Source organism: Haloterrigena gelatinilytica, from assembly GCF_013342145.1.
Classification (GTDB): domain Archaea; phylum Halobacteriota; class Halobacteria; order Halobacteriales; family Natrialbaceae; genus Haloterrigena; species Haloterrigena gelatinilytica.
Genome location: NZ_JABUQZ010000001.1, coordinates 2,969,051 through 2,981,424, shown reverse-complemented (window position 1 = coordinate 2,981,424; position 12,374 = coordinate 2,969,051). Strand labels below are relative to the sequence as shown.

Here is a 12,374-nt window from a genome sequence, read left to right as displayed (position 1 = left end):
TGGCCGGTAGAGCACCACTCGAGAAGACCGGTCTCCCGTCGTATCTTCACCTTGTGACCAGAAGCACTTAAAGAACGAGCGTGCCGATCACCGCCCCGTCCTACTGCACTGCCGCGATCAGTTCGTCGACGAACCCGTCCAACCGCTCCGGATCGGGACCGCTGCGCGCGTGACGCCCGGGATCGATCTCGCGGGGCGGACGGGCGAACTCGCGGCCGACGGCGTCGCCGATCGTCTCCGAACCGTCGCCGGCCCGCTTTCGCTCGAGCAACGCGCGGGCGCGTTCGATCCGATCGGCGTCGAAGACGGACGGCGCCTGCTCGTCCAGGAAGCGGTCGAACTCGATTACGGGTAGCTCGTGGCCGTCCCCTTCTCCGGTCGCCGTCAGGTAGCGAGCCGACATCGCCGCGCGGTAGATCGTCAGATTTCGCTTCACCGTGGGTTTCGTCTGCGTCTCGGCGAACCGCTCGTCGTCGACCGGAATCGTCCGCGTTCCGTCGTCGCCGTCCGCGTCGTCCGCACCGTCCCGCGTCGCGACGACGTATTCGTCCTCGCGCGCCTCGAGAATCGGGAAGATCGCGTCGTCGTTGCGGACCAGATGGTGCGAGATGTACTTGCGGTAGTTGCTCGTCGCGATCCCCCGCCACGCGTGGTAGAGATCCATCGGATTGTACGTCCGCTCGACGTAGGCGGCGAGTTCCGCGGGTTCGTACGCGACGCGGTAGCGGATCGGACTCCGGAGCAGATCGATCGCGCCGTCGTTGGAGTCCGCGAGCAGGCGCGCGAACGTTCGGACGTCCCAGCCCTGCAGTTCGACGTCGCCCTCGTCCGTGTCGGCGGCCTCGTGGATCGTCTCCGGCGGGCCCGAGAGGTGGGCGTACTGGCGCAGATCGTCCGGAACGAAGACGAAGCCGACGTCGTAGTCGCTCTCGGGGCTCGCCGCGCCCCAGGCGTGACTGCCGCGGGCGACCGCCAGCGCGACGCGAACCCCGCGGTCGCGCTCGAGGTCGGTCAGCAGGTCGTCGACGGTCTCGAAAACGGGCTCGGGGACGGTAGACATGGCTGTGGCTCCGTCCCTCGAGTGGTAGCGGTCCGCGAAAAGCTCTTCGTAGCTTCACCTTGTGACCAGAGACACTTAAAGAACGAGCGGCGATCACCGCCGCTCGAGCGAGTGCTATCGCTATCGAAGTAGACGACTCGAGAAGACCGGCCTCCCGTCGTATCTTCACCTTATGACTAGAAGCACTTAAAGAGAATCGCGTAGCGACGGGGCGGGAAGAGCGTCGACTGATCGCCTCGAAGACTGTGCTGTGGAGGCGAATACGACAGATCCGACCACGTACCCGTCGCTACGACATTGTTGAGGACTCGAGAAGACCGATCTCCCGTCGTATCTTCACCTTGTGACCAGAAGCACTTAAACGACCCTCGAGACTGCCGGCGATTCGAGACCCGGTTGCAGCCCGGAGTGGCCAACTGTACACCGACGACTTCCCGTTCCGAAAGGTTGAATCGCCGCCTGCCCTGAATACGGACAATGAGTCATCAGCTTCCGGACGTGCAGGCAACGTCACCCGACGTCACCGTCGGTCTGAGTCAGGTCGGCGTCACCGGCGTCGACAAACTCGTCAAGATCGCCCGCGAGGGGAAACGACCGATCGTCCTCACCGCCGAGTTCGAGGTCTTCGTCGACCTGCCCGCCTGGCGCAAGGGCGCGGACATGAGCCGCAACATGGAGGTCATCGACGAGATTCTCGAGGAGGCCACCCGCGAGGAGGCCTACCGCGTCGAGGACGTCTGCGGCGACGCCGCCGAACGGCTTCTCGAGAAACACGACTACACGTCCACGGCCAAGGTCTCGATGGAAGCGGAGTTCATGCGTCGCGAGCAGACGCCAGCCAGCGACCGCGAGACTCAGCACACCGTCGACATCATCGCCTCCGCGACCGCGACCGAGGAGGGCACCCGCGAGGAGATCGGTGCCGAGGTCACGGGGATGACGGTCTGTCCCTGCTCGCAGGGGATGTCCGCCGCACGCGCGAAACAGACGCTCGAGGATCTGGGCGTCGAGGAGGATACGATCACCGAGTTCCTCGAGGAAGTGCCACAGCCGGGCCACTCCCAGCGGGGCCACGCGACGCTGACGGTCGAATCGAACGGCGATCCCGACGTCGATCTCAACGACGTCATCGACATCGCGCGCGACGCGATGAGCGCGCGGATCTACAACCTCGCGAAGCGGCCCGACGAGGATCACATGACCTACGCGGCCCACGCCGACGCGAAGTTCGTCGAGGACTGCGTGCGCGCGCTCGCCGAGGGCGTCGTCGACGAGTTCGATCACCTCCCCGACGACGCGGTGATCACGATGAAACAGTCCAACGACGAGTCGATCCACCAGCACAACGCCCACGCGGAGCGAAAAGTCGAGATGGGGACGCTGCGCGAGGAAGTCGCCGGCGACGACTGAGCACTGCGCGCTTCTCCTCGGGACTCGAGGCCCGGCCGAACTTTCGCGTGGTTTCGAACGGAGCGTCTGAATCGGCGCGACCGACGCGGAGCGATCGACCGCTCAGAACTGCAGCGGTTCCGCCTCCTCCCACCGGGGGACGAACTCCTCGTGGACGTTCGCGGCGAACTCCGGGTCCTTCAGATCGATCATGCCGAAGGCGTCGCCAGACGACAGCGGGTTCGGCACCTGAATGCAGATCTCGACGCCGTCGATGATGTTGAACGAGCCCGAGATGTCGTCGTTCGTCCGGACGTCGAAGTCGTCGCGCTGCTGGAGGGTCGTTCGGTACCGTCGACCCACGTCCTCCGAGAGCGAGCCGACCATCTCGCGGGTCATCAGGAGGTCGATCGAGACGCCTCGGTCGAGGGCGTCCTCGAGCTGGGCGTTGACCGCCTCGCTGACGGTCTGGAGGTCCCACTGGGGGGCCGGATCGGCCGACACCATCACGATGTGATCGTCGGCGGCCGCGAGCCGTTCGAGCATGAGGTCGACGGTCTCCTCGGGGCCGACGGCGGCGGTCCAGAACTGGTCTTCGACCGGTTCGGCCGCGTCGAGTTCGTTGGCCAGGTCGTCGACGATCGACTCGTACTGGTCGGCTTTCTCCTCGAGTTCGCGTTTCTTGTCCTCGAGAAGCCGGTCTAACGCCGTCGAGGGTTCGACGGCGACGTACTTCTTCGGCCGACTCGCGGTCTGGCTCCGGACGAGGTTGTACTGCTCGATGCTGTTGAGGACGTCGTAGATCCGTCCCATCGGCACGTCGCTGGCGCGGGACAACTCCTTGGCCGTTGTGGGGCCGGTGTTGAGCAACGACCGGTAGGCTCGAGCCTCGTACTCCGAGAGCCCGAGATCCCTGAGACTGGACATATTCTGAAAAAACTAACCGGGGAAATATAAACGCTGTGGTCGTTTGACAGACGGATGACTGAGCCGCGGGGAGCCGCCGCCTCCGCTCGCGTTACTCGAGGACCGACTGGACGCGTTCGCTCAACTCGGCGGGGGTTTCGGCAGTGTCCGAGCGCTGATCGCCGCGTTCGACCCGCGCCAGCCCCGCCTCGAGGTCGTCGGCGGCGGGAACGACGACCTTCTCGTGGTCCGCCATTCGCAGGGCGGCCCGATGGAGGTCGGTTCCGGGGTCGGCCGCGACGCGGATCACCAGCGGTCCCTCGAGCAGCCGCGAGACGGCGGTCGCGTAGCGAGCCATCTGGACGCCGAAGCGGTCGCTCGCGCCCGCGAAGGCCTCGAGCGTCTCCCGGGCGACCTCGCGGTACCGCTCCTCGCCGGTCAGGACCGCGACCTCCAGCAGCGCGTCCGCGAGCGCGACGTTCGTATCCAGCGGCCGAAGCGGGCGTTCGAGGAGCCCGGCCCCCGACGCCGGTCCGTCGAGGAACGACTCCCCGTCGCGGAGCCGATCGATCGTCGCGTCCGCGACCGCGGTCGCGTCCGTCAGCGCGTCCGTCTCGAGGACGCTCGCGGTCGTCGTCAGCGCCGACAGGACGCGGGCCTGGTTCGCGAGCAGCGGTATCGGCTCGCCGTCCGCGTCGCGTTCGACATCGCCCTCGAGCGCGTGGACGGCGACGCCGTCCTCGAGCAGGTCGTCTTGTAGGGTCTCGAGCGCGCGTTCGGCGTACCGGCGCGCCCGCTCGTCGTCGGTGTAGGCGTGGTAGGTGAGCAGCCCCTCGATCGCCAGCCCGTTCGGGCCGGCGAAGACGCCCTCGTCGACCGGCGGCTCGTCTGCCATCGACCGATCGGTCGCGTCGATCGTGTGGGCGTCGTCCTCGCCGGGCGCCTGACTGTTCGCGAAGGCGTCGGCCTCGTCGTTCCACAGCGTCGTCGTGAGGTAGTCGACGGTCCGCTCGGCTGGCTCGCGGTACTCGTCTTTGCCCGTCAGCAGGTAGGCGTTGGCGAACGCGCGCACGAGCGCGCCGTTGGTATCCAAGAGCTTCTCGTGTTGGAGTCCGGCCCAGTCGCGTTCGGCCGCGAACCGGTAGAAGCCCCCGTCGTACTCGTCCAACAGGTTCGCGCTGACCGCGTCGAAAGAGCGCAGGGCCATCTCCCGATCGCGCTTGAGGGCGAACTCGAGGGCGTCGGGCAGCGGGAACTTCGGACTCCCGCCCCAGCCGCCGGCGACCTCGTCGTAGGCCTCGGTCAGCTGGCCGAGCATCGCCGACTCGACGTCGCTCGTGAGCCGACCCGCGGGCGGGTTGTCCTCGCGAAGCGGGCGCGGGACGCGACCGGCGCCGCTGCCTTTCGTCTGCCACATCGTTCGAACGCTGTCGAGCACCTGTCGCATGCCATCGGGTCCGAGATAGCCCGCGCCGGTCAGGACCGTTCCGTCCGGGGCCAGAAAGACCGTCGACGGGAACCCGCCCATATTGTACCGATCGCGCACGCGCGGATGGCGATCGACGTCGACCCGAACGGGGACGAAACTGTCGTTGATATTCGCCGCGATGCGAGGCTCCGCGTAGGTCTCCGCGTCCATCTCGTGGCAGTGATCACACCACGTCGCGGTGAGCGAGAGCAAAACCGGGGCGTCCGCCTCCGCCGCCTCGTCGAAGGCGTCCTGTCCCCAGTCGCGCCACTCGACGCGCGTCTGGTCGTCCATACCGGAGTCTCGGCTGTTGCGGGCGTAAGCCCTTCGACTGCGGAACCGCCGCTGACCGGCGCAATTTCGGGACCGGCGAGATCGGACTTCCGGCGAGCGAACCCGTTCCGAAACGGTCGTTCCGCGGACGTGTAGTGAGAGTAAAGCGTTTTCACCCTCCGCCGGCTATGTCGACGTATGCTCCGGTGGATTGCCGCGTTATTGCTCATCCCGTTCCTCGATGCGGTGTTACTCGGGTTCCTCGTCACCCAGTTCGGCGCGCTTACCTGGGTCGGGATGGTGCTGCTCGTCGTCCTGACCGGACTCGTCGGCATGCTGCTCGTCCGTGCCGAGGGTCGCCGAACTATCGGGAAGATGCAGCGGTCGCTGGCCGAGGGGCGACCCCCGACCAACGAACTGCTCGACGGCGGACTCCTGATCGCCGCCGGGGCCTTCCTGCTGACGCCCGGCCTCGTCACGGACGCCATCGGCTTCCTGCTGGCCGTCCCGATCACTCGCGTTCCGATCCGGGCCGCCCTCAAACGGTTCGTGATCGTCCCCTACGCGGACAAGAAGACCGGCGGCTTCGCCAGCGGCAAGGTCTGGACCTTCGGCTTTCCCAATGAGGGGGCGACTCGAGGCGGGAGTTCCAGTGACGGCGGCTCGACCGACAGCGGGACGTACGACCTCGGCGCCGACGACTACACGGTCGACGACCGCGCCGACGAGGACTCGTACACGATCGATTTCGGCGACGAGCGGCCCTCCGATTCCGGAGAGGATCTAGACGACGACCCCTCCGCCCGGTAGCGGTTCGCACGGGGCCCGAAGAAAGAAACGCTTAAACGTTCCACCCCGCAACTATTGAGTGCGAAGCGCGGGCCAATAGCTCAATTAGGTTGAGCGCCACTCTGATAAGGTGGAGGCTCTCGGTTCAAATCCGAGTTGGCCCATATTCTTGCGACGAACAAATCCGTGAGCCGCAACTACGGAATCCGACCCGGGTTTTAACTACGCGAGTCGCACGCCGGGAGCGAACGCAGTGAGCGACCCGGAACGTCTCGAGGTGGTTCGAATCCGAGTCGGCCCATACTTTTGCGTGGACTTCGTTTTGAGTCGCGGGACCTGTGGTGAGGATTTACGCTCTGAACGGTGTACTCGCGAGCGCAGCGAGTGAAACCACCTCGAGACGGTTCTAATCGGACTTACTTTCTTCTGCTGTGAATCACGCGAAGGAGAGCCCGCGAGCAGCAATACGACCGACTCGATCGTACCGAACGAGTCGCGCCGCGAGTGAGGAACGCGACGTCAGCTGCGGTCTGGGAGAGATCGATACCCGCGTAGCATCGCATACCGGGCGAGAAGGATCGTCTTCGCGTCGTCTTGAGAGTGATTCGAAACTGCTCGAGGTGTAGCCCGAATGCGTCCGAGATCGTCTTTCGCGATAGCCGAGTTTGCAAGTTTCGTGATCGGGCTGACTCGAGGCTGTGAGGGTCGTCGGTTCTCGGTAACGGACGAAGCGACCGATCCGGAAACAGAGAGCGCACGCGTACGCGTGACCCACGAACGAAAATCAGCCAGCGTGGACGCCGTTTCCCGGCAGGCGAGTCGCCGCCAGCCGCGATCATCGGGATCGTCTCGAAAGCCGTCCGTTGGCGCACTCGAGGGCCGAGTTAGCTTCGTGGACGAGCATCCTCGCTCAGCGGCGCTCGAAACGGAATTTAGCTACGACTGTGGTCTCGAGTTATTGGAATAGTTCGGGCGGAAACACAATCATTATACATTGTATCTTGTATGGTAGTACCTACCTTTGGAGTTCCGATTCAGAGGCCTTAAGTAGTAACCAGCGATTGTGGTATAATACGCAGAAGATGAGGACCCTTCCCCTGCGGTCCGCCGTACAGAAGGGGTCTGATGTTAGCCTTGGTAGTTCGGTGACGCCCGATCGGTCGACGATCATTGCGGTCACCGAACGTGGACCCATGTGTGAGTGTGTATCTTAACATTCACCGCCAACAAATCCTCCCCAACTGGGGAGACAGATAGCATTCCGGTTGATCCTGCCGGAGGTCATTGCTATTGGAGTCCGATTTAGCCATGCTAGTTGCACGGGTTGAGACCCGTAGCAGATAGCTCAGTAACACGTGGCCAACCATTGGATCCGGACAACCTCGGGAAACTGAGGCTAATCCGGAATACGATTCCCACGCTGGAACTGCGGGGAATCCGAAACGTTACGGCGCCATAGGATGTGGCTGCGGCCGATTAGGTAGACGGTGGGGTAACGGCCCACCGTGCCAATAATCGGTACGGGTTGTGAGAGCAAGAGCCCGGAGACGGTATCTGAGACAAGATACCGGGCCCTACGGGGCGCAGCAGGCGCGAAACCTTTACACTGCACGCGAGTGCGATAAGGAGACTCCAAGTGCGAGGGCATATCGTCTCGCTCGCGACCGTAAGGTGGTCGCAGAATAAGTGCTGGCAAGACCGGTGCCAGCCGCCGCGGTAATACCGGCAGCACGAGTGATGACCGCTATTATTGGGCCTAAAGCGTCCGTAGCTGGCCATCCAAGTCCATCGGGAAATCCGCGTGCTTAACACGCGGGCGTCCGGTGGAAACTGGATGGCTTGGGACCGGAAGACCTGAGGGGTACGTCCGGGGTAGGAGTGAAATCCCGTAATCCTGGACGGACCACCGGTGGCGAAAGCGCCTCAGGAAGACGGATCCGACGGTGAGGGACGAAAGCTCGGGTCACGAACCGGATTAGATACCCGGGTAGTCCGAGCTGTAAACGATGTCTGCTAGGTGTGACACAGGCTACGAGCCTGTGTTGTGCCGTAGGGAAGCCGTGAAGCAGACCGCCTGGGAAGTACGTCCGCAAGGATGAAACTTAAAGGAATTGGCGGGGGAGCACTACAACCGGAGGAGCCTGCGGTTTAATTGGACTCAACGCCGGACATCTCACCAGCATCGACAACGTGCTGTGAAGGTCAGTGTGATGAGCTTACTGGAGCCGTTGAGAGGAGGTGCATGGCCGCCGTCAGCTCGTACCGTGAGGCGTCCTGTTAAGTCAGGCAACGAGCGAGACCGCACCCTAATTGCCAGCAATACCCTTGTGGTAGTTGGGTACATTAGGAGGACTGCCAGTGCCAAACTGGAGGAAGGAACGGGCAACGGTAGGTCAGTATGCCCCGAATGTGCTGGGCGACACGCGGGCTACAATGGCCAAGACAGTGGGATGCAACCCCGAAAGGGGGCGCTAATCTCCGAAACTTGGTCGTAGTTCGGATTGAGGGCTGAAACTCGCCCTCATGAAGCTGGATTCGGTAGTAATCGCGCCTCAGAAGGGCGCGGTGAATACGTCCCTGCTCCTTGCACACACCGCCCGTCAAAGCACCCGAGTGGGGTCCGGATGAGGCCAGCGCAACGCTGGTCGAATCTGGGCTCCGCAAGGGGGCTTAAGTCGTAACAAGGTAGCCGTAGGGGAATCTGCGGCTGGATCACCTCCACAGACCGAGACCAGGCCGACGGCCTGGCTCACTAGCGGTTTCCACGTTCGATCGACCATCCGTTTGGCCGATCGGGCACCTTAGAACTACCAAGGCTAACACTTTCGCGCTCTGTCCACCCCTCTGGGTGGACGTGGGCCCATAGCTCAGTGGTAGAGTGCCTCCTTTGCAAGGAGGATGCCCAGGGTTCGAATGTGGGTCCATGGCTCGGAGCGGATCGAATCGTGCCCCTTAAGGGGCAGGCGATTTCGATCTAATCCGAACGAACGATGCACCAGCCCGTAAACGTGGCTGGAAGGGTTAATGCATGCCGCGTCTACGGCGTGCAGATGAGACCGTGTGTACGTGTAGTCCAGGCGTCCACTGGACCCGTTCCCGGGTCACATATCATTGCACTTCGGTGCAATGCCGATCCGATGAACGTGGCTACTGTGCCAGCTGGTGGATCGCTCGGCTTGAGAGCTGAAGAAGGACGTGCCAAGCTGCGATAAGCCTATGGGAGCCGCACGGAGGCAAAGAACATAGGATCTCCGAATGGGAATCCCCACCGCAATTGCTTCGCGCAATGGGGAACGTCGAGAATTGAAACATCTTAGTATCGACAGGAAAAGAAAGCAAACGCGATGTCGTTAGTATTGGCGAAAGAACGCGACACAGTCCAAACCGAAGCCCTCACGGGCAATGTGGTGTTCGGACTGACAATCACTCTCCGAAACATGACACGAAGTCTCTTGGAACAGAGCACGAGACAGGGTGACAGTCCCGTACTGTCGTAGAGTAAGAGACGAGTCAGCTCCAGAGTATCGGGGGTTGGATATCCCTCGTGAAGATCGCGGGCATCGACCGCGAAGACTAAACACTCCTCAAGACCGATAGCGAACAAGTAGCGTGAGCGAACGCTGAAAAGCACCCCACGAAGGGAGGTGCAATAGGGCGTGAAATCAGTTGGCGATGGAGCGACAGGGCATACAAGGTCCCGGACACAATGACTCAGGTGCAAACCTGTAGTAAGCCGTCCGGGAAGCCGGTGTTCTGTCGTACGTTTTGAAAAACGAACCAGGAGTGTGCCTGTTTGACGAGTCTAACCTGATCATCAGGGAAGGCGTAGGGAAACCGACATGGCCGCAGTCTTACGACGAGGGCCGCCGTGTTCAAGCGCGGGGAGTCAAACGGGCACGACCGAAACCGGATGATCTGGCGTGGGTAGGGTGAAGCGTGCCGAAAGGCACGTGGAGGCCCGATAGCGTTGGTGTCCTACAATACCCTCGCGTGACCTACGTCAGGGTGAAAGGCCCATCGAATCCGGAAACAGCTGGTTCCAACCGAAAGATGTCGAAGCATCACCTCTGCCGAGGTAGTTCATGGGGTAGAGCGACGGATTGGGGGACCGCACTGAGAGGAGTGCGCCCCTGTCCAACTCCGAACCTATGAACGCCGTTCGACGCAGGAGTCCGGTGCACGGGTAAGCCTGTGTACCGTGAGGGAGACAACCCAGAGCTGGGTTAAGGTCCCCAAGTGTAGACTAAGTGCGATCGAAGGTGGTCGCAAGCCCTAGACAGCCGGGAGGTGAGCTTAGAAGCAGCTACCCTCTAAGAAAAGCGTAACAGCTTACCGGCCGAGGTTTGCGGCGCCCAAAATGATCGGGGCTCAAGTCTACCACCGAGACCAGCGGCACTCTTGATCGAAAGTGATCCCGTAGGTTGGCGTTCTGTTCGGGTGGAAGCACGGCTGAGAAGTCGTGTGGACCGTTCAGTAACGAAAATCCTGGTCATAGTAGCAGCGTTAGTCGGGTGAGAACCCCGACGGCCGAACGAGTAAGGGTTCCTCAGCAATGCTGATCAGCTGAGGGTTAGCCGGTCCTAAGTCTGCCCGTAAGTCGAAGCAGACAACAGGGAAATAGGTTAATATTCCTATGCCAGTGTGCACTCAAAGCCGACGCTTTGGGGCCGCCTCTCCCGAGTTTTCGCTCGGGCGAACAGTCGAAGTTCGTGGAAGCCGTAATGGCAGGAAGCGAACGAATGGCTGGATAGCGCAAGAGAGGTCAACCTAGAGCCCGTGAAAAGGTGAGCACACTGTCCGTACCGAGATCCGACACAGGTACTCGTGGCGGCGAAAGCCAAGGTCTGTCGGGATCAACCGACGTTAGGGAATTCGGCAAGTTAGTCCCGTACGTTCGCAATAAGGGATGCCTGCCTCGCAACGAGGCAGGTCGCAGTGACTCGGGCGCTCCAACTGTCTAGTAACAACATAGGTGACCGCAAATCCGTAAGGACTCGTACGGTCACTGAATCCTGCCCAGTGCAGGTATCTGAACACCCCGTACAAGGGGACGAAGGACCTGTTAACGGCGGGGGTAACTATGACCCTCTTAAGGTAGCGTAGTACCTTGCCGCTTCAGTAGCGGCTTGCATGAATGGATCAATGAGAGCGCCACTGTCCCAACGTTGGGCCCGGTGAACTGTACGTTCCAGTGCGGAGTCTGGAGACCCCCAAGGGGAAGCGAAGACCCTATAGAGCTTTACTGCAGGCTGTCACTGAGACGTGGTCGCCATTGTGCAGCATAGGTAGGAGGCGTTACACAGGTACCCGCGCTAGCGGGCCACCGAGCCAACATTGAAATACTACCCGATGGTGACTGCGACTCACTCCTGGCGGAGGACACTGGTAGCCGGGCAGTTTGACTGGGGCGGTACGCGCTTGAAAAGATATCGAGCGCGCCCAAGATTTTCTACCCGCGTCGGAGACGCGGAAAGAGCGCAAGAGCATAAGGAAGTCTGACAGTGTCCGGCACAACGACGGACGCTGACGCGAAAGCGTGGTCTAGCGAACCAATGCGGCTGCTTGATGCGGCCCATTGCTGACAGAAAAGCTACCTTAGGGATAACAGAGTCGTCACCCGCAAGAGCACATATCGACCGGGTGGCTTGCTACCTCGATGTCGGTTCCCTCCATCCTGCCTGTGCAGAAGCAGGCAAGGGTGAGGTTGTTCGCCTATTAAAGGAGGTCGTGAGCTGGGTTTAGACCGTCGTGAGACAGGTCGGCTGCTATCTATTGGGGGTGTTACGGTTCCTGACAGGAACGTTCGTATAGTACGAGAGGAACTACGAATGGGTGCCACTCGTGTACCGGCTGTCCGAGAGGGCACGTGCCGGGCAGCGACGCACCACGGGGTAAGAGCTGAACGCATCTAAGCTCGAAACCCACCTGGAAAAGAGGAACCACTGAGGCTACTCGTAGAAGACGAGTTCGATAGACTCGGGATGTACGCACCAAGGCAACGAGGTGTTGAGTCCGCGAGCACTAATCGGCCAAGCCACACACTCATAACTACAATCGCATTGGATCCGTGACGCGGTGAACGGGTCCGGACGCAAACTGGACTACACGTACACTACGGTCGATACACCACCGATATTGGTATTGCGGCGGTTCGATTCCGCTGATCGGCGTTCGGCGGCCACAGCGGCGGGGTTCCACCCGTACCCATCCCGAACACGGACGTTAAGCCCGCCTGCGTTTCGGCGAGTACTGGAGTGGGCGACCCTCTGGGAGACCCGATTCGCCGCCATCCACTCATACTTCATCATCACGCCCCGCACAGCATCGGCTGTGCGGGGCTACTCGTATTTATAGCAGTAGTTCTCGAGGACTGATAGTGGTCTGACCGCGGCTCGGTCCCGCCGATTGGCGTTACAGCGGCCCGTACAACAGAATCGTCCAAGAGTGTCCTGAATACGAGAGCGATCCCGCGGCCGCTTTCGGGGTGAT

General features: G+C 61.8%; 5 protein-coding genes, 2 tRNA genes and 3 rRNA genes. 7 read left to right on the top strand and 3 right to left on the bottom strand.

All coding sequences use genetic code 11. The features are described 5' to 3' along the window. Window positions 1-100: 100 nt before the first annotated feature. Window positions 101-1,060, bottom strand: coding sequence for a nucleotidyltransferase domain-containing protein (locus HTZ84_RS14830; protein WP_174681394.1), 960 nt, complete (start codon window positions 1,058-1,060; stop codon window positions 101-103). A 477-nt stretch (window positions 1,061-1,537) separates the two neighbouring features. Between HTZ84_RS14830 and mptA the strand changes: the two genes are divergently transcribed. Further along, complete coding sequence (gene mptA, locus HTZ84_RS14825) at window positions 1,538-2,470, top strand: GTP cyclohydrolase MptA (RefSeq protein ID WP_174681393.1); 933 nt, start codon at window positions 1,538-1,540, stop codon at window positions 2,468-2,470. A 102-nt stretch (window positions 2,471-2,572) separates the two neighbouring features. Here mptA and HTZ84_RS14820 read toward each other — a convergent pair whose 3' ends face one another. Then, a complete protein-coding gene (locus tag HTZ84_RS14820; RefSeq protein ID WP_174681392.1) occupies window positions 2,573-3,376 on the bottom strand; it encodes a TrmB family transcriptional regulator in 804 nt (267 codons plus the stop codon). A 91-nt stretch (window positions 3,377-3,467) separates the two neighbouring features. Beyond that, window positions 3,468-5,117, bottom strand: coding sequence for a DUF255 domain-containing protein (locus HTZ84_RS14815; protein ID WP_174681391.1), 1,650 nt, complete (start codon window positions 5,115-5,117; stop codon window positions 3,468-3,470). A gap of 177 nt (window positions 5,118-5,294) precedes the next feature. Here HTZ84_RS14815 and HTZ84_RS14810 point away from each other — a divergent pair, with 177 nt between their 5' ends. The 6 genes from HTZ84_RS14810 (at window position 5,295) to rrf (ending at window position 12,177) form a co-directional block, all read left to right on the top strand. Then, window positions 5,295-5,906, top strand: a complete 612-nt coding sequence (locus HTZ84_RS14810) for an FxsA family protein (protein WP_174681390.1) — start codon at window positions 5,295-5,297, stop codon at window positions 5,904-5,906. Window positions 5,907-5,975: 69 nt separating this feature from the next. Beyond that, window positions 5,976-6,049, top strand: a tRNA-Ile gene (locus HTZ84_RS14805). 1,094 nt (window positions 6,050-7,143) lie between these two features. Continuing rightward, window positions 7,144-8,606: ribosomal RNA gene (locus HTZ84_RS14800) — 16S ribosomal RNA — on the top strand. Window positions 8,607-8,741: 135 nt separating this feature from the next. Continuing rightward, window positions 8,742-8,809: transfer RNA gene (locus HTZ84_RS14795), tRNA-Ala, on the top strand. A 214-nt stretch (window positions 8,810-9,023) separates the two neighbouring features. After that, a 23S ribosomal RNA gene (locus tag HTZ84_RS14790) occupies window positions 9,024-11,928 on the top strand. A 127-nt stretch (window positions 11,929-12,055) separates the two neighbouring features. After that, window positions 12,056-12,177 (top strand): 5S ribosomal RNA (gene rrf, locus HTZ84_RS14785). Together the 16S, 23S and 5S rRNA genes with 1 tRNA gene alongside form the textbook arrangement of a ribosomal RNA operon. Window positions 12,178-12,374 lie beyond the last annotated feature (197 nt).

Bases quoted from the DNA above. Each gene is read 5' to 3' on its own strand.
- HTZ84_RS14830 (WP_174681394.1), bottom strand. From the start codon at position 1,060: ATGTCTACCGTCCCCGAGCCCGTTTTCGAGACCGTCGACGACCTGCTG.
- mptA (WP_174681393.1), top strand. From the start codon at position 1,538: ATGAGTCATCAGCTTCCGGACGTGCAGGCAACGTCACCCGACGTCACC.
- HTZ84_RS14820 (WP_174681392.1), bottom strand. From the start codon at position 3,376: ATGTCCAGTCTCAGGGATCTCGGGCTCTCGGAGTACGAGGCTCGAGCC.
- HTZ84_RS14815 (WP_174681391.1), bottom strand. From the start codon at position 5,117: ATGGACGACCAGACGCGCGTCGAGTGGCGCGACTGGGGACAGGACGCC.
- HTZ84_RS14810 (WP_174681390.1), top strand. From the start codon at position 5,295: ATGCTCCGGTGGATTGCCGCGTTATTGCTCATCCCGTTCCTCGATGCG.